Source organism: Streptomyces sp. NPDC049970, from assembly GCF_040660235.1.
GTDB lineage: Bacteria > Actinomycetota > Actinomycetes > Streptomycetales > Streptomycetaceae > Streptomyces.
Genome location: NZ_JBFALP010000008.1, coordinates 102,626 through 124,407, shown reverse-complemented (window position 1 = coordinate 124,407; position 21,782 = coordinate 102,626). Strand labels below are relative to the sequence as shown.

The following is a 21,782-nucleotide window of genomic DNA, read 5'->3' as shown; positions in this document are numbered from 1 at the left end:
GTCCCTTCCGCCCGGACCGACCCGCGATCGGCCTGGATTGTGCTTCGCGCCAGACTGCCACTGTTGCGGCCGTCCGTAACTGCGATCCCCCAAGATGTGCATATATCTGTCGCCCATTCCGGTGAACTGTGCCCCGTAAGCCGTGAACGGGCGCCACACTGGCCCCTTTCCGGGCCGCTCCCCAGAAGACGGCTCTCCGTACAACGGAAGGAGGCCGCCTTGCGAAACGGCCCTGTCGTACGCCGCCGGAAACTAGGCGAGGAACTGCGCGGCCTGCGTCACGCGGCCGGGCTCACGAGCCGGGACGCCGCGGGCATGCTGGGCTGGCACCAGTCGAAGGTGAGCCGGATCGAGACGGGTGCGAGCGGGGTGACGCCCGGCGACGTGACCCGGTTACTCGACGTCTACGGCGTGGACGACGGACAGTTGCGCTCGCTGCTCCAGACGCTGGCCGGCTCGGCCGGCGGCGGTGGCGGAAGTGGCTGGTGGCACGCGTATCGCGGACTCATCCCGCCTCAGTACCGCGACTTCATCAGCCTCGAGTCACAGGCCGACGCGGCACGAACGCTCGAGACCTCGGTGGTGCCGGGTCTTCTGCAGACGGCCGACTACGCCCGAGCGGTGACCCGTTCCTCGTTGGACGGACTGCCTCCCTCGGCACTCGACTCGCTGGTCGAGGTCAGGCTCGCCCGGCAGAGCGTCCTGCACACGTCCAGGCCACTGCGGCTCAGCGCCGTGCTCGACGAGGCCGTCGTCAGGCGCGAGGTCGGCGGCGCCGGGGTCATGGAGGCGCAACTGCACCATCTGTCCCAGGTGGCTCAACTTCCACACGTGACACTCCAGTTGCTGCCGTTCGAAGCAGGGAGCTATATCGGCCTTACGGGGCCCTTCGTTATCTTCTCGTTTCCGAGCACTTCTGATCTAAATGTGGTCGTTCTTGACCATCTGACGAGTAGCCTCTACCTGGAGCGGAGAGAAGACCTCGAGGCGTACAGCTCGGCCTTCCGCACGATGCAGGCCCACGCGCTGTCGCCGGAACGTTCGCTGGACCTCATCGCCGCGGTAGGCCGCGGTGGTTGGGCGGAGCCTTCCGACTCCCCGAGGGGGACACGATGTCCGACCGTCTCGCACAGCCCGCACCCGAGTGGCGGCGCAGCAGCCGCAGCACCGGGATGAACAACTGCGTGGAAGCAGCAAGGCTCGGCACCGGCCACCTCGCGGTCCGGGACTCCAAGGACACCGGCCTGCCTCCGCTGAGCTTCTCGGCCACGGCATGGACGTCGTTCGTCGCCGGGCTGGGCGGCCACCGGATCACCGGCGGCCGCACCCGGGAACTCAGTTGACCGACGAGGGGGCACACTCCACGATCGTGGCCACCGCCGACTCGATCTGTGCGCTGGTCAGATCAGCCCGGGCGGTCAACCTGAGCCGGGAGATCCCGTCCGGCACCGACGGGGGCCGGAAGCATCCCACCCCGAGCCCCGCGGCGCGGCAGTCGGAGGCCCAGCGCACCGCCGACGCGGCCGAGGGCGCACGGACCGACACGACGGCCGCGTCGGGGCGAACGGCGGTCAGACCGGCGTCGGTCAGCCGGGCGTACAGCTCCGCGGCGACCTCCCGCGCCCTCCCCGCGCGCTCCGGTTCACGGCGCAGCAGCCGCAGAGCGCCGAGGGCCGCGCCCGCCGCGGCCGGGGCGAGGCCGGTGTCGAAGATGAACGTACGGGCCGTGTTGACCAGGTGGGCGATGACCCGGGCCGGGCCGAGGACCGCTCCGCCCTGACTCCCCAGGGACTTGGAGAGGGTGAGCGTGGCGACGGTCCCCTCGTCGCCCGCGAGCCCCGCGGCCGAGAGCGCACCGCGTCCTCCCTCCCCCAGCACACCCAGCCCGTGGGCGTCGTCCACCACCAGGGCGGCGCCCGCCTCCCGGCAGGCATCGGCGAGCCCGGTCAGCGGGGCCGCGTCACCGTCCACCGAGAAGACGGAGTCGGTCACCGTCAACGCCGGCCCGCCGTGCGCGTGGAGCGCCTTGCGCACGGCCTCGGGATCCGCGTGCGGCACGACGGCGGTGGCGGCCCGCGACAACCGGCAGCCGTCGACGATCGACGCGTGGTTGCCGGCGTCCGAGACGATCAGCGAGCCGTGGCCGCCGAGCGCGGTCAGGACGGCGAGGTTGGCCGCGTAGCCGGACGAGAACACCAGGGCCGCCTCGAAGCCGCAGAAGTCTGCGAGTTCGCGTTCGAGCGCGGCGTGCAGCGCGGTGGATCCGGTGACCAGCCGCGAACCGGTGGCACCCGCGCCCCATTCCCGCGCCGCCTCGGCCGCGGCCGAGGTGACCTCGGGGTGGCGGGTCAGCCCCAGGTAGTCGTTGCTCGCGAGGTCCAGGAGTTCCGTCCGGGCGTCCCGGGGGCGCAGTGTCCGGACGAGTCCGGCGTCGGTACGGCGGCGGGCCTCGTCGTCGATCCAGTCGAACGGGGCGTAGGACATGGGCGGGTCCCTTTTGTAGGCAGCTCACAGACCCTAGCCCGGTGCGCAACATGCCAGGGTGTGGCAATACCCACAGCATCGACGGCACGTCCTGTCCGGTTCCTCCTTGGCCGGAAGCCGTGTCGTACGTCAGGATCAAGGCCATGGACCTGCTGAACACGCTGGTGGACAAGGGGCTGCGGCGCGAATCGCCGACCCGTGACGAAGCGCTCGCCGTGCTGGCGACATCCGACGACGAACTACTCGATGTGGTGGCCGCGGCCGGGAAGGTGCGCCGCCAGTGGTTCGGCAGGCGCGTCAAGCTCAACTACCTGGTCAACCTGAAGTCGGGGCTCTGCCCCGAGGACTGCTCCTACTGCTCGCAGCGGCTCGGCTCCAAGGCCGAGATCCTCAAGTACACCTGGCTCAAGCCGGACGAGGCGAGCAAGGCCGCGGCCGCGGGTGTGGCGGGCGGCGCGAAGCGCGTGTGCCTGGTGGCGAGCGGCAGGGGGCCCACGGACCGGGACGTCGACCGGGTGTCGAAGACGATCGAGGCCATCAAGGAGCAGAACGAGGACGTCGAGGTGTGTGCCTGCCTCGGCCTGCTGTCCGCGGGCCAGGCCGACCGCCTGAGGTCGGCGGGCGCCGACGCGTACAACCACAACCTCAACACCTCCGAGGCGACGTACGGGGACATCACGACCACCCACACCTACGCCGACCGGGTGGACACCGTGCAGCAGGCCCAGGCCGCGGGGCTGTCGGCGTGCTCCGGTCTGATCGCGGGGATGGGCGAGACCGACGCCGATCTGGTGGACGTCGTCTTCTCGCTCCGCGAGCTGGACCCCGACTCGGTGCCGGTGAACTTCCTGATCCCCATGGAGGGCACCCCGCTCGCGAAGGACTGGCACCTCACTCCTCAGCGGTGCCTGCGCATCCTGGCGATGGTCAGGTTCGTCTGCCCGGACGTCGAGGTGCGCCTCGCGGGTGGCCGGGAGGTGCACCTGCGTTCGATGCAGCCGCTCGCCCTGAACCTGGTCAACTCCATCTTCCTGGGCGACTACCTGACCAGTGAGGGCCAGGCCGGCCAGACCGACCTCGACATGATCGCGGACGCGGGTTTCGAGGTGGAGGGCGCGGGCACGACGACGCTTCCGGAGCACCGGGCGGAGCCCGCCGCAGGCTGCGGTTCGCACGAGGGCGGCTGCGCCCCGTGCGGCGACGCCCCCCGGGCCGTTCCGGCACCGACGGAACCACCGGCCGAGGCGCCTTCGGCGCGCAAGGACCTGGTGGCGGTGCGCCGTCGCGGTGCCGGGACGGACCTCGCGCCCAATGCCTGACCGGCTCGGCCTCACCGAACTCCGCTCCCTGGACCGGGCCCACGTCTGGCACCCCTACGGCCCGATGCCCGGCCGCCAGGAGCCGCTGGTCGTGGAGTCCGCGTCCGGGGTACGCCTCCGGCTCGCCGAGTCCGTGCACGGGCAGCGCGAGTTGGTGGACGGGATGTCCTCCTGGTGGTCGGCTGTGCACGGCTACAACCATCCGGTGCTCAACGAGGCCGCCCGCGGCCAGCTGGACCGGATGAGCCATGTGATGTTCGGCGGGCTCACCCACGAGCCCGCCGTGCGGCTGGCGGCCCGGCTGGTGGAGATCACCCCGGAACCGCTCCAGCACGTCTTCCTCGCCGACTCGGGCTCGGTGTCGGTCGAGGTCGCCGTGAAGATGTGTCTGCAGTACTGGCGCTCCGCCGGACGACCGGCCAAGCGCCGTCTCCTGACCTGGCGCGGCGGCTACCACGGGGACACCTGGCAGCCGATGTCGGTGTGCGATCCCGAGGGCGGGATGCACGAGCTCTGGTCGGGCGCCCTCCCGCGGCAGGTCTTCGCCGACGCGCCCCCGGACGGCTTCGACGCCGAGCCGGACGAGGCGTACGCACGGCACCTGGGCGACCTGGTCGCGGCCCACGCCGACGAACTGGCCGCGGTGATCGTGGAGCCGGTGGTGCAGGGCGCGGGCGGGATGCGCTTCCACTCGCCGGCCTACCTCCGGGTACTACGCGAGGCGTGCGACGCGAACGACGTGCTCCTGGTGTTCGACGAGATCGCGACGGGGTTCGGCCGGACCGGGCAGCTGTTCGCGGCCGGGCACGCCGGAGTCGCGCCGGATGTGATGTGCGTGGGCAAGGCGCTGACCGGCGGCTACCTGACGCTGGCGGCGGCCCTGTGCACCTCGCGGGTCGCCGAGGGCATTTCGAGCGGAGAGGTGCCGGTGCTGGCCCACGGACCCACCTTCATGGGCAATCCGCTGGCCTGCGCCGTGGCCTGCGCCTCGATGGACCTCCTGCTGGGCCAGGACTGGGAACAGGAGGTGAAGCGGATCGGCGCGGGTCTCCGGAGCGGCCTCGCCGAGGCCGCCGACACGCCGGGCGTACGGGATGTACGGGTGCTGGGCGCGATCGGGGTCGTACAGCTCGACCACGAGGTGGACATGGCGTCCGCGACGCGCGCCGCGGTCCGGGAGGGCGTGTGGCTGCGCCCGTTCCGCGACCTCGTGTACACGATGCCGCCCTATGTGACCGGCGACGACGATGTGGCGAGGATCAGCCGGGCCGTGTGCGCGGCGGCGAGGGAGGGCTGAGATGACGATCCTGGTGGTGACCGGTACGGGCACCGAGATCGGCAAGACGATCGTGACGGCGGCGGTGGCGGCCGCCTGCCGGGACCGGCGGGTGGCAGTACTCAAGCCCGCCCAGACGGGTCTGGCCCCGGGCGAACCCGGGGACGCCGCCGAGGTGGTGCGGCTGGCCGGTTCGCAGGTGACAGCGGTCGAACTGGCCCGTTTCCCCGAACCGTTGGCCCCGGAGACGGCCGCGCGCCGGGCGGGCCTGACTCCCGTACGCCCGTACGAGATCGCGGAGGCCGCCCAGAAGCTGGCGACGGAACACGACCTGGTGCTCGTCGAGGGCGCGGGCGGGCTGCTCGTGCGTTACGACGGACAGGGGGCCACGCTCGCGGACGCGGCACGGCTGATGTCCGCCCCCGTCCTGGTCGTGGCCCCGGCGGGACTCGGCACCCTGAACGCCACCGCGCTGACCACGGAGGCGTTGCGGACAAGGGGCCTGACCTGCCTCGGCGTGGTGGTGGGCAGCATGCCGGCCGAACCGGACCTGGCCTCGCGGTGCAACGTCGACGACCTCCCGGTCGCGGCCGGCGCCCCGCTGCTGGGCGCGGTGCCGGCCGGGGCAGGCGCCCTGGCTCCGGCCGACTTCCGTGAGAGGGCGAGGAGTTGGCTCGCACCGGAACTCGGCGGGAATCGGCAGGTCGGCTGAGCGGCAGGGCGCGTCCGTACGGTGGACAATCGGGGTGGAGCCGCATCTCCGCGCCCTCCGAGGAGGCCTGCCATGCGTCGGCGAAGCGCGAAAGTCCCACGGGACGCCGTGCACCACCCTGTTTTCGCCCGCTTCTACGCGCGAATGAGCGTGACCGCCGACCTCAGGGGAGGTGTCGCGGCCCATCGCGAGGAGCTTCTGGCCGGCCTGTCGGGCCGGGTCATCGAGATCGGCGCGGGAAACGGCCTCAACTTCTCGCACTGTCCCGGGGCCGTCTCGGAGGTGGTGGCGATCGAGCCGGAGCCAAGCCTGCGGCGGCTCGCGGTGGCCGCCGCGCATCGCGCCGAGGTGCAGGTGGACGTGGTACCGGGCACGGCCGAGGCGCTGCCGGTGAAGGGCGAGGCGTTCGACGCGGCCGTGGCCTCGCTGGTCCTGTGCACCGTGGCCGACCTCCACCAGTCCCTGTCGGAGATCGGGCGGGTGCTCAGGCCGGGAGGGGAGCTGCGCTTCTTCGAGCACACCCTCGCCCCAGGACGGGCGCTGGCGACGACCCAGCGGGCGTTGGACCGCACGGTGTGGCCGCTGTTGTTCGGCGGATGTCACACGGCACGGGACAGCGTGGCGGCGATCGAGGAGGCGGGCTTCGAGCTGGGCACGTACCGCAGGTTCCGTATCCCGGAGAAGGGAGTGCGACTGCCGACCACCCCGTGCGTGATCGGGGTCGCGCGACGGCCCGCGGTGGCGGACGGGGCCACCCGGGCGGACTGACGGGGGCGGGTCAGAGGCTCCACCTGCGGAGCTCGTCGGCGATGGCCCTTACGTCCGCCTTGCCCTCCTTCACCAGTCTGGCCAGATCGCGGACCTGCTCGGGAGAGGTGATGACCTTGAGCCCGGAGGCGACGAGATAGCCGTAGGCGACCGCGGAGGCGAACATCGCGTTGGAGTGTTCGAGGGCCGGCACATGGAGCAGAAGCTGCAGCATGGCGGCCGCCCGGGAGTGCGGGTCGCTGTAGACGGGGCTGCCGAAGATCTCCGCCTCGTGTCGGCTGACGGCGGCGACCAGCGCTCCCCAGTCCACGACCTGCGGATCACCGGGCGTCTTGTGCTCGGCGACCATGAGCAGCCAGGAGAGGTCGATCTGCAGGTTCAACGGGTGCCTTCGCGCTCCGGGCCGAACTCCTCGGCGAACACCGACTCGTACTGCTTCATGAAGTCGGCCGCGGCCTCGACGAACGTGTGTCCCACCTCGCCGGCGTCCCTTTTGACGAGCTCCTCTATGTAGCGGTTCACGCTCATCCCCCGCTGGAGGGCGCGCTGACGCGCTGCCTCGGCGGTGGCCTCGTCCACTCGAACGTTCAGCTGAGTCTTGGGCACGCCATCAAGCTAGCGCGTGACCGCTAGCAGCCGCAAGGGGACCGGGACGGCGCACCGCCGAGGTCCGACGGGACGGCACACCGGCACCGACCGGGAGTGCCGACCTGGAATACGGTCGCACCGCCCTCGGGCGCTCTGGTTGGCTCGCGACCATGAACGATCTCGAAATCCGCTTCGCCACGCTCCGTGACGTCGACACCGTGCTGCGCTTCTGGCGGGACGCGGCCGAGGGCACCAGCATCACCGACGACCACGACGGAGTCGCCGGGCTCGTCACTCGGGACCCCGAGGCCCTGATCCTCGCGGAGGCGGGCGGCCGGCTCGCCGGGACGGTGATAGCCGGGTTCGACGGATGGCGGTGCTCGGCGTACCGGCTCGCCGTGCACCCGGAGCACCGTCGGCAGGGTGTCGCCACCGCATTGCTGGAGGCCGCGGAGCGGCGGTTCCTCGCCCTGGGCGGGCGTCGCGTCGACGCCATGGTCCTGGAGTCGAACACCCGGGCGCACCGCGTGTGGGGCGCGGCTGGTTACCATCGCGAGGGTCACTGGCGGCGGTGGGTCAAGTCCCTCTAGCGGCGGACGAGACCGCCGACGCCCCACGAACGTCCAGCACGCAACGCATTTTGCTGATCCTTTACCATGGACGTCCGAACGTACGACCTTTCGAAAGGTGTGAGCGTCCGCCCATGGGCGAGCCCCCCAGTAGTCGATACCGCCGACATCGCGCGATCCCCCGGCCCCTGTCCGATCATGGGACGGAGGTGAACCGATGACCGAAGTGCTACTACTCGTCGTGGCCCTGCTCCTCTCCCTCGCCTGCGGTGTCTTCGTGGCGGCGGAGTTCTCTCTGACCACGGTGGAGCGCGGGCAGCTCGAACGGGCCGTCGAGCAAGGGGACCGGGGCGCGGCCGGAGCTCTCAAGGCCGTACGCAGCCTCACCTACCAGCTCTCGGGCGCACAGCTCGGGATCACCGTCACCAACCTGGTGGTCGGCATGCTCTCCGAGCCGTCCATCGCCAAGCTGATCCGGGGGCCGGTGGAGGCGACCGGCCTGTCACCCGGGGTCTCCTCCTCGCTGGCGCTGGTGATCGGAACCGCGCTGTCCACCGTGGTGCTGATGGTGGTCGGCGAGCTCGTCCCGAAGAACTGGGCGATCTCGTCCCCGCTCGCCGTGGCCAAGAGGGTCGCCACACCGCAGCGCGCGTTCACCGCGGTCTTCCGCCCCTTCATCAGCCACCTCAACAACACCGCCAACCGGATCGTGCGCCGCTTCGGCCTGGAGCCGGCGGAGGAACTGGCCTCGGCGCGCAGTCCGCAGGAGCTGGTGGCCCTGGCGCGGCACTCCGCGAAGGAGGGCGCGCTGGAGGCGGACACCGCCGAGCTGTTCGTACGCACGCTCAGCCTCTCCGAGCTGACCGCGGAGAACGTCATGACGCCGCGCGTCCAGGTCACCGCCCTGGAGGTACAGGCCACCGCCGAGGACGTCGCGAACGCGACCCGCGCCACCGGCCTGTCCCGCTTCCCGGTCTACCGGGGCAGCCTGGACACGGTCGTCGGCGTCGCGCACATCAAGGACGTCCTGGCCGTCCCGGCCGACCAGCGGCCCCGCAAACGGGTGTCGGACATGCTGCGCGAACCGCTGCTCGTCCCGGAGACCCTCACGGTGGACCGTCTGCTGGACCGGCTCTCCGGGAAGTCGGCCATGGCGGTCGTCATCGACGAGTACGGCGGCACGGCGGGGGTCGTGACGCTGGAGGACATCGTGGAGGAGGTCGTGGGCGAGGTGCGGGACGAGCACGACCCGCACGAGACACCCGACCTGGCGCCGGCGGGCGAGGACGCGGACGGCCGCAGGCTCTGGTCGGCGGACGGAGCGGCCCGCACGGACCAGCTCCGCACGATCGGACTCCGGATGCCCGACGGCCCCTACGAGACCCTCGCCGGGCTGATCGCCACGGAGGTCGGCCGCATCCCGGTGGTCGGCGACACCGTCGAGCTCACGGGCTGGCGGATCGACGTGGTGGACGCCTCAGGGCGCCGTGCGGCGCGTGCCCTGCTGCACGCACCGCTGTTCGGTGACGACGAGCCCGTGGAGGAGACACGATGATCGCGGTTCAGCTCTTCATCGGCCTGCTGACCCTGGTCGTCAACGCCTTCTTCGTCGGTGCGGAGTTCGCGCTGATCTCGGTACGCCGCAGCCAGATCGAGCCCGAGGCAGAAGCGGGGAACCGACGGGCCCGCAGCGTCATCTGGGGGCTCGAACACGTGTCGGCGCTCCTCGCGGCGGCACAGCTGGGCATCACGCTCTGCACCCTGGTCCTGGGTATCGTCGCCGAGCCCGCCATCGCGCATCTGCTGGAGCCCGTCTTCGACACGGTGGGGGTGCCGCACGGACTGGTGCACCCGATCTCCTTCGTCATCGCCCTGACCGTGGCGACGTACCTGCACATGCTGCTGGGCGAGATGGTGCCGAAGAACATCGCGCTGGCCGAACCCGCCAGGACCGCGCTGCTGCTCGGACCGCCCCTGGTCGCGCTGGCCAGGGCGCTGAAGCCGGTGATCTTCGCGATCAACGCCTTCGCGAACGCCCTGCTCAAGATCCTCCGGGTGGAGACCAAGGACGAGGTCTCCGCGACCTTCTCCGACGACGAACTCGCACGCCTCGTCAAGGACGCCGAGGATTCCGGACTGGTCGACGACCGCTCGGCGGACCGGCTGCGCCACGCACTGGAACTGGGCAGGCGTCCGGTCCGGGACGTGGTCATGCCGACCGAACGGGTGCTGCACACCAGGGTCGGCACGACCCCGGAGGAACTGGAGCGGCTCTCCCACGAGTCCGGCTTCTCGCGGTTCCCGGTCATGGACAGCGAGCGGCGGATCATCGGCTACCTCCATGTGAAGGACGCCCTGGACGCCGCGCCGCGGGACGTCCCGTTCCCGGTGTCGGCTCTCCGGCCGATCGCCCGGGTACGCGCGGCGACACCTCTGGACGACGTGCTGACAGCGCTGAGGCGCAGCCGTACACACCTGGCCGCCGTGCTGGACGAGGACGACCGGCTGACGGGCATGGTCACCATGGAGGACGTACTGCGCGAGCTGGTGGGCAGGCCGCAGCAGGCCCGCTGAGGCGGGCGCCCTCGGGGCGACGGAGCGGGGAGGCGCGGCGAAGGCCGCGCCTCCCCGCTCCCCTGCCTCCCGTCCGCCCCTCGCGGTAACATCGGCATCGCCATGAAATTGAATGCCTCCTACACCAGTCTTGTCGCGGTCGGCGACTCGTTCACCGAGGGCATGTCTGATCTGATGCCCGACGGCTCCTACCGCGGCTGGGCCGACGTTCTCGCCGCCCGTCTCGCGACGGGCACACCGGGATTCCGGTACGCCAATCTCGCCGTACGCGGAAAGCTCATCCGCCAGATCGTCGACGAACAGGTCCCGATCGCGGCGGCGCTCCGACCGGATGTGATCACACTCGTCGGAGGCCTCAACGACACCCTGCGGCCGAAGTGCGACATGGGCATGGTCCGCGATCGGCTGGAGGAGGCCGTGGAACGCCTCGCGCCGGCGTGCGGGACCTTGGTGCTGATGCGCAGCCCCGGCCGGAACGGGCCGGTGATGGAGCGCTTCCGCCCGCGCATGGAGGAACTGTTCGCGCTGGTGGGAGAGCTGGCCGACCGACACGGCGCGCTGGTGACCGATCTGTACGGCGCTCCGTCGCTCGGCGACCCGCGCATGTGGGACGTCGACCGGCTGCACCTGACCGCCGAAGGGCACCGCAGGGTCGCCGAGGCGGTGTGGCAGTCGCTGGGCCTGCCCGCGGAGAGCGACTGGCAGACCCCGATGGCCGCCTCGGCGCCGGCGCGCTGGGCACAGCGGCGGGTCGACGACGTCCGGTTCGCCCGACAGCACCTGATGCCCTGGATCGGTCGGCGCCTGACGGGACGTTCGTCCGGCGACGGGCGGGCCGGCGCGCACTTCGACGCCGGGCTCGGCCAGGCGTTCTGGATCACGCCCGAGGACGTGTCGGCGCCCGGGCCCGTGACGGGCTGGCGACGGCTGGACGGCTGAGGTACCGGGCTCCTGGCACGGCGTGCGCCGGGACGCGGGCACCGGAGCGAAGGACCGGGAGCGCCTGAGGGCTGTCCCGTAGGAAGCCACAGCCCGGCCCGCGGCGCGGACCTGCATGAACCGCCAGTAGAATCCGGACACGTGACTGCTGTGTCTGCGAAGCCTCGCATCCCCAATGTCCTGGCCGGCCGCTATGCCTCCACGGAGCTGGCCGTCCTCTGGTCCCCCGAGCAGAAGGTGAAGCTGGAACGTCAGCTGTGGCTGGCGGTGCTGCGCGCTCAGAAGGACCTCGGCATCGAGGTGCCCGACGCGGCGCTGACCGACTACGAGCGCGTGATCGACCAGGTCGACCTGGTATCGATCGCCGAGCGCGAGAAGGTCACCCGGCACGACGTGAAGGCCCGCATCGAGGAGTTCAACGCCCTCGCCGGCCATGAGCAGGTCCACAAGGGCATGACCTCCCGGGACCTGACCGAGAACGTCGAGCAGCTGCAGATCCGGCTCTCGCTGGAACTGATGCGTGACCGCACGGTGTCGGTCCTGGCCCGTCTCGGGAAGCTCGCGGCCGAGCACCGCGAGCTGGTCATGGCGGGCCGCTCGCACAACGTCGCCGCTCAGGCAACGACGCTCGGCAAGCGCTTCGCCACTGCGGCGGACGAGCTGCTGGTGGCGTACGGCCGGCTCGAGGACCTGCTGGGCCGCTACCCGCTGCGCGGCATCAAGGGCCCGGTCGGCACGGCACAGGACATGCTGGACCTGCTCGGCGGCGACGCGGACAAGCTGGCCGACCTGGAGCAGCGCATCGCCGGGCACCTCGGCTTCGCGCACGCCTTCACCTCGGTCGGGCAGGTCTACCCCCGCTCCCTCGACTACGACGTGGTCACCGCGCTGGTCCAGCTGGCCGCCGCCCCGTCGTCGGTGGCGAAGACCATCCGGCTGATGGCCGGCCACGAGCTGGTGACCGAGGGCTTCAAGCCGGGCCAGGTCGGCTCGTCGGCGATGCCCCACAAGATGAACACCCGCTCCTGCGAGCGCGTCAACGGTCTGATGGTCATCCTGCGCGGTTACGCGTCGATGACGGGTGAGCTGGCGGGCGACCAGTGGAACGAGGGCGACGTGTCCTGCTCCGTGGTCCGCCGGGTCGCGCTGCCGGACGCCTTCTTCGCGTTCGACGGTCTGCTGGAGACCTTCCTCACGGTGCTCGACGAGTTCGGCGCCTTCCCCGCGGTCGTCGCACGCGAGCTGGACCGCTACCTTCCCTTCCTCGCCACGACCAAGGTGCTCATGGGCGCGGTGCGGGCCGGGGTCGGCCGGGAGGTCGCGCACGAGGCCATCAAGGAGAACGCGGTCGCCTCCGCACTCGCCATGCGCGAACAGGGTGCGGAGCGCAACGAGCTGCTGGACAAGCTGGCGGCCGACGAGCGCATCCCCCTCTCCCGTGAGCAGCTCGACGCGCTGATGGCCGACAAGCTCTCGTTCACCGGCGCGGCGGGAGACCAGGTCACCGCACTGGTTGCCAGGATCGAGGAGATCGCCGAGCGTCACCCCGAGGCCGCGAGTTACACCCCCGGCTCCATCCTCTGACCGCGGCGTCCCGTCACCCGATGACATGCGAAGACACCCGGACCGCCCGCGACCGCGTCGTACCCGACGTGATCGCGGGCGGCCTGCGTGTGCTGTTCTGCGGAATCAACCCGAGCATCATGACGGCCACGACCGGGCACCACTTCGCACACCCGGGCAATCGCTTCTGGCCCGTACTGCACCTGTCGGGCTTCACGCCCCGGCGGCTGAAGCCGTCCGAACAGCGGGAGCTGCCGGCATACGGCCTGGGCATCACCAATGTCGTGGCCAGGCCCACCGCGCGGGCGAGCGAGCTGGAAGCCGAGGAGTACCGGGAGGGCGGACGAGTGCTGTCCGCCAAGGTCGAGGAGTTCGGCCCGTCGTGGCTGGCCGTCGTCGGCGTCACCGCCTATCGCACGGCCTTCGGTGAACGTCACGCACGGATCGGCCCGCAGGAGCGGACCGTAGGTGGCGCCCGTGTCTGGGCCCTGCCCAATCCCAGCGGCCTGAACGCCCACTGGACCGTGGCCACGATGGCCGAGGAGTACGCCCGCCTGAGAGAGGCCGTCGGGGAACATCCCGCCGTGGCCGGCGGGCAGCGGTAGGACCGCGCTTCCGCAGTCGGGAACCGCGAACCGGCGGTCACGCGCTCTGGAGCATCCCCGCGCCGTCCCGGGCGTCGCGGTGCCAGGTCCGTCGCGACGGCCATGACAGTACGTCAGAGCCATTGGGGCGCGCGGAGGTTCGGCCACAGGGCCGCCGGCGCCAGGCGGCGGTGGCCACCGGGGTCGCAGGCCATGCCCCTCAAGGCGGGTCCACCGCCGTGACGATGACGCCCAACTCGCAACCTGCCCCGTGGTCCCCCGGGTACAGCGCCACGGCGACCCATCGGTCACCGGTCCGCCAGAGCTGCAGGTACTCGCAGCCCGCGACGGGCTCGGCCCACGGCTCGGCTATCGCCTCTCCCGCCGCCATCCGCTCCTGTGCGCTCCACAGGCTGAGGGCCTGCGGTTCGCCCCAGCGCAGGGCGAGCAGGGTGAGGAGGGCGTCGTGCTCCGCCAGGCACTGCGCCCTTCGTCCGACGCGGTCCGCCTCGTCCTCCCCATGAGCGTCGTCGCCGACGAGAAGCGCGGTGTGGTAGCCGGGTCCGCTGACTCCCGTGCCCGAATGAACGCGCTCCGAGGGGAATTCCCTGGTGCGCATGACGTCGATGAGGCCGAGGTGGTGTGCGGTCGTCATGTCGTCAGTAAACCGCCACGCACTGACACATGGCGTCCCGCGCACCGTTTCCCCGTCCTGCTTCGCGGCTCCCCCGCCGACCGGAGCCGAGCCGGTGTCCGTTCCGGCTCCGCCGGGTCGCCGGCCGGGGGCCCGTCGCCTCTCCCCGGGTGCTGGTCGCCGCGTCCCGGACCAGCGAGTACGATCCGGCAGACACGCACGACCTGGGAGGACGCACCGTGGGCAAGCTGACCGGTGGGGACCCGTCTCTGCTTCGGCGGATCAATTCCGCAGTGGTGCTGCACGCGCTGCGAGGGGCGGACTCTCCCACGCTCACGGACCTGACCCGGATCACGGGTCTCTCCCGCCCCACCGTCGAGGGTGTCGTCGAAGGTCTCTTCCAGGAGGGCCTGGTCGTCGAGGCGCTGCCGGACGACAGCGGAGCCCGCCGGCAGGGGCGCCCCGCCAGGCGGTTCAGGTTCCGTGCCGAGGCCGGCTATCTGCTGGGGATCGAGATCGGGCCGCACCGGGTCTCCGCGCTGCTGTCCGGCCTGGACGGCAGGGTGGTCGGCGCGGGGTCTCGTGATGTCTCGGAGACGGCGTGTGCGGACGACCGGCTCGAACAGGTCAGAGCCGTTATCGCCGATGTACTGCGACGGACCGGGGTGGCACGGAACAGTCTGCGTGCGGTCGGCGTCGGCAGCCCCGGCATCGTGGAGGCGGACGGCACCGTACGCCTGGGCACTGCGCTCCCGGACTGGACGGGCCTGGCGCTCGGCGAGCGGCTGCGGCGTTCCTTCCGCTGCCCGGTGCTCGTGGAGAACGACGCCAACGCCGCAGCCGTAGCCGAGCACTGGAAGGGCGCGGCGACCGAGTCCGACGACATCGTCTTCGTGCTGGCGGGCCTGAGTCCGGGCGCGGGTTCGCTGATCGGTGGCCGGCTGCACCGCGGGTTCGGCGGTGCCGCCGGGGAGATCGGCGCGCTGCATCTGCTGGGGCGCGATGTCACACCGGAGCACCTGCTCTCCACGACGGACACTCCCCTCGACCCGCTTGACGAGCACGCGGTCGCCGCGGTCTTCGCCAAGGCCAGGGAGGGGGACGGCGGGGCTCAGGCGGCTGTCGCCCGCTTCATACAGCGGCTGGTGCACGACGTCGCCGCCCTGGTGCTGGCGCTCGATCCGGAGGTCGTGGTGATCGGCGGGTGGGCCGCCGGACTGGACGGAGTCCTGGATCCGCTCCGGGACGAGCTCGCCCGTTACTGCCTGCGCCCGCCCCGGGTGGCTCTCTCGCTCCTGGGTGAGGCCGCTGTCGCCACCGGTGCACTGCGGCTGGCGCTCGACCACGTCGAGGAGCAGCTCTTCGCCGTCGAGGGTACGGTGACGGCCCGCCGCTGAGGCGACGGGCCGTGCCGGGAGGACCGCGGCGCCCCGGGTGGGGAGCCGTTCAGGCCCGCAGGACTGCCGGAAGTATCTGGCGGAAGGTCAGGAAGCTCTGCGCTCCTGCTCGTCGTGGCTGATCTCCAGCGCTCCGGAGTCGCCGAAGGTGAGCCGGCAGGTGTCCGCCCGGTAGGTGGCTACGGCAACGGCCGCCGTCCCGGCCGAGGCGAGGTAACGGGTCGTGACCACCAGGACAGGGGCACCCGGCAGCCGGTCGAGTTCCTTCGCGTCGTCGGCACGGGCCGATCCGAGCTCGACCGAGCGGTCCTGGCCGTCGAGTTCAAGGCGGTGCAGCTCCCGCAGGACGCTGCGGGCCCTGGCGGGCCCGGAGGCGGCCTCGATGGCGGAGAGTTCGGGCACGGACGCGCCGGGGACGTAGAGGAGTTCCGCGGCTACGGCCTGCCCGTGCGTGGTGCGGATACGGCGCACCACGTGCACGGTCTCGCCCTCGTCGAGTTCGAGCGCGGCCGCGACCGCCGTGGGAGCCGTGGCGGTGGTGCACTCGACGGGCTGCCACGCCTCGCCCGTGTCGCCGGCCCAGCCGTGCTGGGCCGTGGCGACGGCCACGCCGACCCGGGGCGGTGCGACGGTCGTGCCGACGCCTCGGCGCCGCTGGAGCCGGCCTTCCAGTTCGAGCTGCTCCAGGGCCTGCCGGAGCGTGGCCCTGGCGACGCCGAAGCGCGCTGCGAGGTCCCGCTCGTTGGGGAGAACCTCTCCCACCGCGAAGTCCGAGTCGAGTGCCTCACTGAGCACGGTCTTGAGGTGCCAGTACTTCGGCTCCTGAACCGATTCCAGCTGCGTGGTCCCCACCCTGTCCTCCGCAATCGCTCGACGGTTTTCCGCGACGTTATTTATTAAAGGTTCCTGTCTTAACGTTCAGACTTTAGGGCGGCGAAGCACCTTGGTCAAGACCAATTCTCGCCCGGTGACGGAGCGAAACAGCCCACTGCCGCAGAGCGTTCACGGGACGTTCGTGCGGCTGTGAACCCGGGCAACACCGGGCCCGGCGCCCGGCCGGATCCGCGGGGCCCGCACAAAGGGAGCACGGGACGGCCGGGACCACGCCACCGGCGCCCGCGGCCGGGGTGCTAGCCGACCGGCAGCCCGGCCAGTTTGTCGGGGTTGCGGATGGCATAGACGCACCGGATCACTCCGTCGCCGACCTCCGCCTGGAAGACGGTGTCCACCTTCCCGTCCACGCCGAACACCAGGGCCGGGCCGCCGTTGAGCTCCAGGATCCGGACCTCCATCCGCGAGGGCCGGCCCTGCGCCACCGCGTGGAGGAAGCGGCCCACCTTGTCCGCCGTCTCGATGATCCGGCGTGGCGCCTTGGCCTTGCCCCCGCTGTCACTGACGAGCCGCACATCGGGCGCGAGCAGGGCGAGCAACTGCTCCAGTCCGCCGCCCGAGGCGGCGGAGAGGAAGCGCTCCGTCAGATCGCGCCGCTCGGCCGGGTCCGCGTCGTAGCGCGGCCTGCCCTGCTCCACGTGGCGCCTGGCCCGTCCGGCGAGTTGGCGCACCGCCGCCTCGGAGCGGTCGAGCGTCGCGCCGATCTCCGCGTAGGGGAAGCCGAAGGCCTCGCGCAGGACGAAGACCGCGCGCTCCGGCGGGGAGAGGGTCTCCAGGACGATGAGCACGGCTAGGGAGACGGAGTCGGCGAGGACAGCCTTCTCGGCGGAGTCGGGGGCCGCGTGTCCGAATTCGGTGACCACGGGCTCGGGCAGCCAGGGCCCCACGTAGGCCTCGCGCCGGGCTCGCAGCTGACGCAGTCGGTCGATCGCGAGACGGGTGGTGATCCGCACGAGGAAGGCCCGTGGCTCCCGTACGTCCTCGCGCCCGGCCGAGGACCAGCGCAGCCACGCCTCCTGCACCACGTCCTCGGCGTCGGCGGCGCGGCCGAGCATGCGGTAGGCGACGCCGGTGAGGACGGGCCGGTGTTCCTCGAAGAGAGCGGTCACGGTGTCGTCTGTCACTTCCCCATCCCAGCCGACGGGCAGGAGGGTGTCCAGCGGGAATCGCGCCCACCTCTTGAACTGCAAGCTACCCAGCGGTAATCATTGCTGACGAGCCGTCTCATTCATTCCGTGGCCCGTGCGGCCGGATCGCCCCGAGGAGCAGCATGGCCCACACGGTCTCGTTCACGGTCGACTCCCCCGCCGGGCGGCGCACCGTCGGTGTGGCGTACGAACGAGCCGGTTCCGGTGAGCCGTTGGTGCTGCTGCACGGCATCGGCCATCACCGGCAGGCCTGGGATCCGGTGCTGCGGATCCTGGCGGCCGAGCGGGATGTCATCGCCCTGGACCTCCCCGGATTCGGCACCTCACCGTCGCTGCCGGACGGGCTCCCGTACGACCTGAGGACCATGGCTTCGGTGCTCTCCTCGTTCTTCGGCACACTCGGCGTTCGGCGCCCGCACGTCGCGGGCAATTCCCTGGGTGGCCTGCTGGCCCTGGAGTTGGGCCGCCGGCGGCTCGCCCGCTCGGTGTCGGCCCTGTCCCCCGCCGGATTCTGGACGGAGAGCGAACGCAGGTACGCCTTCGGCGTGCTCCGGGCGATGCGCGGCGCGGCACTCACGATGCCCCTGCCCCTGATCGGCCGCCTCTCGCGGAACGCTCCCGGCCGGACCGCGCTGACGAGCACCATCTACGCCCGGCCCGGGCGCCGTTCACCCGAGGCGGTCGTCTCGGAGACGGTGGCCCTGCGGGGAGCCACGGGCTTCCACGGCACCCTGGCCGCGGGAAGGTCCGCCGCCTTCACCGACGACGTCCCCGGCATCCCCGTCACCATCGCCTGGGGCAGCAAGGACCTGATCCTGCCGCGCCGCCAGGGCGTCAGGGCGAAGCACGTCATCCCCGGTGCCCGGCTCGTCCGCCTGCCGGACTGCGGCCACGTCCCGATGAACGACGATCCTGCCGCCGTGGCACGGATCATCCTCGACACGAGCCGCTGACCGCCACCGGCCGGTGCCCGGCCCGGGCGGCACACCGGCCGGCCCCGCCGCCGAGAGCGCCCCGCCACCACCGGTGGGCGGACCCCGGCTCCGTCGCGGACGGAAAAGGTGCTGAAGGCGACCAGATCCACACGTAACCCATCAGTCACAATCCGTTCGTGATCAGGCAACACCGTTCGGTCACAGTAGGTACATGACTGATGTGACATCCGCGAAGAGTGCCCGACGCCCGCACCACTGGCGGCGTGACCTGATCGAGCTGGCCGCGCTCTTCACCGCGGTCGCCGTGGCCGACGCGATCGCCAACCTGATCGGGCACCAGCCCGACGGCCCCTATCTGCTCATCGCCTCGGCCGTGGCCCTGGCCGCCACGGCCGCGTTCCACACGTGGTGGGCACGACGGCACAGCCACGCGCCTCCCCCGGAGTCCGATACGGGCACCGGCACGGAGACCCAACTCGCCTCCGCCGGTGCCCACGAGCAGCTCGAAACGGTTCTGTGGCGGATGCGGACGACCGTACGGGACACACCGGGCGCCCTGGCCGCCCTCTGCATCGCGCTCGCCCGCCACCGGATCGACATCCTCACCCTCCAGACGCACCCACTGGCGCAGGGCACCGTCGACGAGTTCCTGCTGCGGGCGCCCGCCGCGCTGCCGGCCCAACAGCTCAACCGGGAGATCTCCGCGGCCGGAGGGTCGTCCACCTGGATCGAGCGCGCCGACGCGCACGACCTGGTCGACACACCCACCCGGGTCCTCGGCCTGGCCACCCGCACGGCGCTGGACGCGGCCGAGCTGCCTCTCGCGCTCCGCCAGCTCCTCGGCCGGTGCACCATCCACTCGCTGCCCGCCATGTCGATCACCGGGCGGCCCACCGGGGAGAGCGCCCCGGTGGAAGGCGTCCTGGAGGAGACCGTGATGAGGCTGCGCGATCCGTCGGGCGGTGTCATCAGCGTCGAACGCCCCTACCTCCCCTTCACCCCGACCGAGTTCGCCCGGGCACGGGCACTGGTCGAGCTCGACGCCCGGCTCGGACCGCGCGTGCCGCGCAGCGAGGACGTCCTCACCCTCCCCGAGGGCAACGAGATCACCGTGCGCAGGGCGGACCAGGCGGACCTGGACGCGGCGGTCGCCATGCACGACCGCTGCTCCGAGCGCACCCTCGGTCTCCGGTACCACGGCCCGGTCCGCGACGCCGACCGGTATCTCGCCCACCTGCTGAGCCCGCGCTTCGGCCGTACGCTCGCCGTGCAGACGGCCTCCGGGCGGCTCGTGGCGCTCGGACATCTGCTCTGGGACGGGGACGAGACCGAGGTCGCGCTCCTCGTCGAGGACGACTGGCAGCGCCGTGGAATCGGTTCGGAGCTCCTGGAGCGTCTGGTGGCGCTGGCGGCCGAGGCCGGCTGCGAGAGCGTGTACGCCGTGACGCAGGCCCACAACACGGGGATGGTCGCCGCCATGCGGGCGCTGTCGCTGCCCCTCGACTACCAGATCGAGGAAGGCACCCTGGTCATCACAGCGCGGCTGACCGCCGCTCCCGTCCAGCCGGCCGCGGAGTCGACGACCCGACCGGCGACATCGGCGACGCAGCCGCCCCCGCGGCCCGAGCAGGCGCGGGAGCGGTTCCGTCACTGAGCGCCTGGCACAGGTCGGCCCAGAGGTCCTCGACGTCCTCGAGGCCGACGGACATCCGCAGCAGCCGGTCTCCGACACCCGCGGCCCGCCGGTCTCCCTCACCCACGATGCGGTGGCTGATGGAGGCCGGGTGCTGGATGAGCGTGTCGACGCTGCCGAGGCTGACGGCGGGCGTGATCAGCCGGACCCCCGCGATGATCCGGTGAGGATCGCCGTACACCTCGAAGGACACCATCGCGCCGCCCACCTCGGGGTAGTGCACGCGGGCGATGCGCGGGTCCGCCGCGAGCCTGCGGGCGATCTCCGCGGCGGACGCCGAAGCGGCCCTGACCCGTACCGGCAGCGTGGACAGTCCGCGCAACAGCAGATATCCGGCCATCGGATGCAGGACACCACCGGTGGCGAACCGCACCTGCCGCAGGGTCGCGGCGAACTCCTCGTCGCAGGCGACCACTCCGCCCATCACGTCGCCGTGGCCGCCGAGGTACTTGGTGGCACTGTGCAGAACGATCCGGGCCCCGTGTTCGAGGGGCCGCTGCAGCACTGGCGTGGCGAAGGTGTTGTCGACCAGCAGCGGCACGGATCCGCAGGAGTGCGCGACGGCCCTGATGTCGATCTCGGCCAGCGTCGGGTTGGCGGGCGTCTCGACCATCACCAGACCGGTGTCCGGGCGGATGGCGTCGGCGATGCCCGCGGGATCCGTCCAGGTCACCTCGGTGCCCAGCAGCCCGGCGCCCAGGAGGTGGTCGCTGCAGCCGTAGAGGGGACGCACCGCGACCACGTGGCGCAGCCCCAGGCTCGCACGCGCCAGCAGGACGGCGGTGAGCGCCGCCATTCCGCTGGCGAAGGCGACGGCGCTCTCGGCGCCTTCCAGGCGGGCCAGCGCCGTCTCGAACCTGGCCGTCGTGGGGTTGTCGAGCCGTGCGTAGACGGGCGGCCCGTCGGGCCTGGCCCCGGTCGACGCGAAGGCGTCGATACGTTCGGCCTCGCCCCTGGAGTCGTACGAGGGGTAGGTGGTGGACAGGTCGATCGGCGCGGCGTGCAGACCGAGAGAGGCGAGGTCGTCGCGTCCGGCGTGCACGGCTTCGGTGGCGAGCGCCCTGGACCGGAGGGGGGCCTGGGGTGTCAGGGAGGAGGCTTCGGTGTCCATGACATCAGCCTGAACAAGCAACGGATGATTGCGCCCGAACACCGTGCTACGTTCGCCGAATGCCTGAATCCGTCGCTCTCGATCCGGTTGATCTGCACATTCTGCGACTGCTGCAGAACGATGCCCGGACGACCTACCGGGAGCTCGCCGCGGAGGTCGGGGTGGCTCCGTCCACATGCCTGGACCGGGTCGCGCGGCTTCGCCGCTCGGGTGTGATCCTGGGGCACCGGCTGCGCATCGATCCGGCGCGGATCGGCCGCGGTCTGGAGGCGCTGCTGCTGATCCAGGTCAGGCCGCACCGCCGGGAACTGATCGGCCCGTTCGTCGAACGGATCCGGGCGCTGCCGGAGTCCCGGGCGTTCTTCCACCTGACCGGCCCCGACGACTATCTGGTGCACGTGGCCGTCGCCGACCCGGCGGACCTCCAGCGGCTGGTGCTGGACGAGTTCACCTCGCGCCGGGAGGTCGCGCGGGTGGAGACCCGGCTGATCTTCCAGCAGTGGGAGTGCGGCCCGCTGATGCCGCTCGCGGCGGGGGCCCGTACGCCCGCCGGCACCCCGGAGCAGCACCCGGACGTCCCGGCCCCGTAAGGGATCT

At 71.6% G+C, this 21,782-nt stretch carries 22 protein-coding genes and 1 pseudogene; 16 read left to right on the top strand and 7 right to left on the bottom strand.

What is annotated here, in order from left to right:
- The first annotated feature begins 219 nt into the window (after nt 1-219).
- Together AB0I83_RS17210 and AB0I83_RS17205 are read left to right on the top strand one after the other, a co-directional pair.
- Complete coding sequence (locus AB0I83_RS17210) at nt 220-1,176, top strand: helix-turn-helix transcriptional regulator (protein ID WP_356532706.1); 957 nt, start codon at nt 220-222, stop codon at nt 1,174-1,176.
- Nucleotides 1,113-1,343, top strand: a complete 231-nt coding sequence (locus AB0I83_RS17205; protein ID WP_356532704.1) for a DUF397 domain-containing protein — start codon at nt 1,113-1,115, stop codon at nt 1,341-1,343. Before AB0I83_RS17210 ends, AB0I83_RS17205 begins: the two co-directional genes overlap by 64 nt.
- Here AB0I83_RS17205 and AB0I83_RS17200 read toward each other — a convergent pair.
- Nucleotides 1,336-2,484, bottom strand: a complete 1,149-nt coding sequence (locus AB0I83_RS17200; RefSeq protein WP_363305115.1) for an 8-amino-7-oxononanoate synthase — start codon at nt 2,482-2,484, stop codon at nt 1,336-1,338. The two genes, AB0I83_RS17205 and AB0I83_RS17200, sit on opposite strands and share 8 nt — an antisense overlap.
- 143 nt (nt 2,485-2,627) lie before the next feature.
- Between AB0I83_RS17200 and bioB the strand changes: the two genes are divergently transcribed.
- The 4 genes from bioB to AB0I83_RS17180 all read left to right on the top strand — a co-directional run bounded on the left by bioB (nt 2,628) and on the right by AB0I83_RS17180 (nt 6,559).
- A complete protein-coding gene (gene bioB / locus AB0I83_RS17195; protein ID WP_356532700.1) occupies nt 2,628-3,803 on the top strand; it encodes a biotin synthase BioB in 1,176 nt (391 codons plus the stop codon).
- On the top strand, nt 3,796-5,100 hold the full coding sequence (locus AB0I83_RS17190) for an adenosylmethionine--8-amino-7-oxononanoate transaminase (protein ID WP_363305114.1): 1,305 nt from the start codon (nt 3,796-3,798) through the stop codon (nt 5,098-5,100). Before bioB ends, AB0I83_RS17190 begins: the two co-directional genes overlap by 8 nt.
- Nucleotide 5,101: 1 nt before the next feature.
- Nucleotides 5,102-5,791: a dethiobiotin synthase gene (bioD, locus tag AB0I83_RS17185; RefSeq protein ID WP_356532697.1), complete on the top strand. Its 690-nt coding sequence runs from the start codon at nt 5,102-5,104 to the stop codon at nt 5,789-5,791.
- A 72-nt stretch (nt 5,792-5,863) separates the two neighbouring features.
- A complete protein-coding gene (locus AB0I83_RS17180; RefSeq protein WP_363305113.1) occupies nt 5,864-6,559 on the top strand; it encodes a class I SAM-dependent methyltransferase in 696 nt (231 codons plus the stop codon).
- A 10-nt stretch (nt 6,560-6,569) separates the two neighbouring features.
- Here AB0I83_RS17180 and AB0I83_RS17175 read toward each other — a convergent pair whose 3' ends face one another.
- Nucleotides 6,570-6,941, bottom strand: coding sequence for a hypothetical protein (locus AB0I83_RS17175; protein ID WP_031094113.1), 372 nt, complete (start codon nt 6,939-6,941; stop codon nt 6,570-6,572).
- Nucleotides 6,938-7,165, bottom strand: coding sequence for a hypothetical protein (locus tag AB0I83_RS17170; protein WP_030125221.1), 228 nt, complete (start codon nt 7,163-7,165; stop codon nt 6,938-6,940). Before AB0I83_RS17170 ends, AB0I83_RS17175 begins: the two co-directional genes overlap by 4 nt.
- 152 nt (nt 7,166-7,317) lie before the next feature.
- Here AB0I83_RS17170 and AB0I83_RS17165 point away from each other — a divergent pair, with 152 nt between their 5' ends.
- The 6 genes from AB0I83_RS17165 (at nt 7,318) to mug (ending at nt 13,397) form a co-directional block, all read left to right on the top strand.
- The gene (locus AB0I83_RS17165) at nt 7,318-7,737 is read left to right on the top strand and encodes a GNAT family N-acetyltransferase (protein WP_356532694.1); all 420 of its coding nucleotides are present in this window, start codon (nt 7,318-7,320) and stop codon (nt 7,735-7,737) included.
- 196 nt (nt 7,738-7,933) lie between these two features.
- Complete coding sequence (locus AB0I83_RS17160; protein ID WP_363305112.1) at nt 7,934-9,271, top strand: hemolysin family protein; 1,338 nt, start codon at nt 7,934-7,936, stop codon at nt 9,269-9,271.
- Nucleotides 9,268-10,290, top strand: a complete 1,023-nt coding sequence (locus AB0I83_RS17155) for a hemolysin family protein (protein ID WP_363305111.1) — start codon at nt 9,268-9,270, stop codon at nt 10,288-10,290. The genes AB0I83_RS17160 and AB0I83_RS17155 overlap by 4 nt, the downstream gene beginning before the upstream one ends.
- A gap of 102 nt (nt 10,291-10,392) precedes the next feature.
- On the top strand, nt 10,393-11,229 hold the full coding sequence (locus AB0I83_RS17150; RefSeq protein WP_363305110.1) for an SGNH/GDSL hydrolase family protein: 837 nt from the start codon (nt 10,393-10,395) through the stop codon (nt 11,227-11,229).
- Between the two features lie 141 nt (nt 11,230-11,370).
- Nucleotides 11,371-12,813: an adenylosuccinate lyase gene (gene purB / locus AB0I83_RS17145; protein ID WP_363305109.1), complete on the top strand. Its 1,443-nt coding sequence runs from the start codon at nt 11,371-11,373 to the stop codon at nt 12,811-12,813.
- Between the two features lie 20 nt (nt 12,814-12,833).
- Nucleotides 12,834-13,397, top strand: a complete 564-nt coding sequence (mug, locus tag AB0I83_RS17140) for a G/U mismatch-specific DNA glycosylase (RefSeq protein ID WP_363305108.1) — start codon at nt 12,834-12,836, stop codon at nt 13,395-13,397.
- A gap of 199 nt (nt 13,398-13,596) precedes the next feature.
- Here mug and AB0I83_RS17135 read toward each other — a convergent pair whose 3' ends face one another.
- Nucleotides 13,597-14,031, bottom strand: coding sequence for a hypothetical protein (locus AB0I83_RS17135; RefSeq protein WP_363305107.1), 435 nt, complete (start codon nt 14,029-14,031; stop codon nt 13,597-13,599).
- Between the two features lie 218 nt (nt 14,032-14,249).
- On the opposite strand from AB0I83_RS17135, the gene AB0I83_RS17130 reads away from it, so the two are divergent.
- On the top strand, nt 14,250-15,407 hold the full coding sequence (locus AB0I83_RS17130; RefSeq protein ID WP_356532683.1) for an ROK family protein: 1,158 nt from the start codon (nt 14,250-14,252) through the stop codon (nt 15,405-15,407).
- Nucleotides 15,408-15,494: 87 nt separating this feature from the next.
- On the opposite strand, the gene AB0I83_RS17125 is transcribed toward AB0I83_RS17130, so the two are convergent.
- A complete protein-coding gene (locus AB0I83_RS17125) occupies nt 15,495-16,259 on the bottom strand; it encodes a GntR family transcriptional regulator (RefSeq protein ID WP_356532681.1) in 765 nt (254 codons plus the stop codon).
- 278 nt (nt 16,260-16,537) lie between these two features.
- Nucleotides 16,538-17,422, bottom strand: a complete 885-nt coding sequence (sigJ, locus tag AB0I83_RS17120) for an RNA polymerase sigma factor SigJ (protein ID WP_363305106.1) — start codon at nt 17,420-17,422, stop codon at nt 16,538-16,540.
- 146 nt (nt 17,423-17,568) lie between these two features.
- Here sigJ and AB0I83_RS17115 point away from each other — a divergent pair, with 146 nt between their 5' ends.
- Both AB0I83_RS17115 and AB0I83_RS17110 read left to right on the top strand, forming a co-directional pair.
- Nucleotides 17,569-18,399: an alpha/beta fold hydrolase gene (locus tag AB0I83_RS17115; RefSeq protein ID WP_363305105.1), complete on the top strand. Its 831-nt coding sequence runs from the start codon at nt 17,569-17,571 to the stop codon at nt 18,397-18,399.
- A 202-nt stretch (nt 18,400-18,601) separates the two neighbouring features.
- Nucleotides 18,602-19,930, top strand: a pseudogene (locus AB0I83_RS17110) (GNAT family N-acetyltransferase); the annotation flags it as partial.
- Here AB0I83_RS17110 and AB0I83_RS17105 read toward each other — a convergent pair.
- Nucleotides 19,914-21,185 carry a PLP-dependent transferase gene (locus AB0I83_RS17105; protein WP_356532676.1) on the bottom strand — a complete coding sequence of 424 codons (1,272 nt, stop codon included), beginning with the start codon at nt 21,183-21,185 and terminating at the stop codon, nt 19,914-19,916. The pseudogene AB0I83_RS17110 and the gene AB0I83_RS17105 overlap by 17 nt on opposite strands.
- Nucleotides 21,186-21,244: 59 nt before the next feature.
- Here AB0I83_RS17105 and AB0I83_RS17100 point away from each other — a divergent pair, with 59 nt between their 5' ends.
- Nucleotides 21,245-21,775, top strand: coding sequence for an Lrp/AsnC family transcriptional regulator (locus tag AB0I83_RS17100; protein ID WP_363305104.1), 531 nt, complete (start codon nt 21,245-21,247; stop codon nt 21,773-21,775).
- Nucleotides 21,776-21,782: the final 7 nt, after the last annotated feature.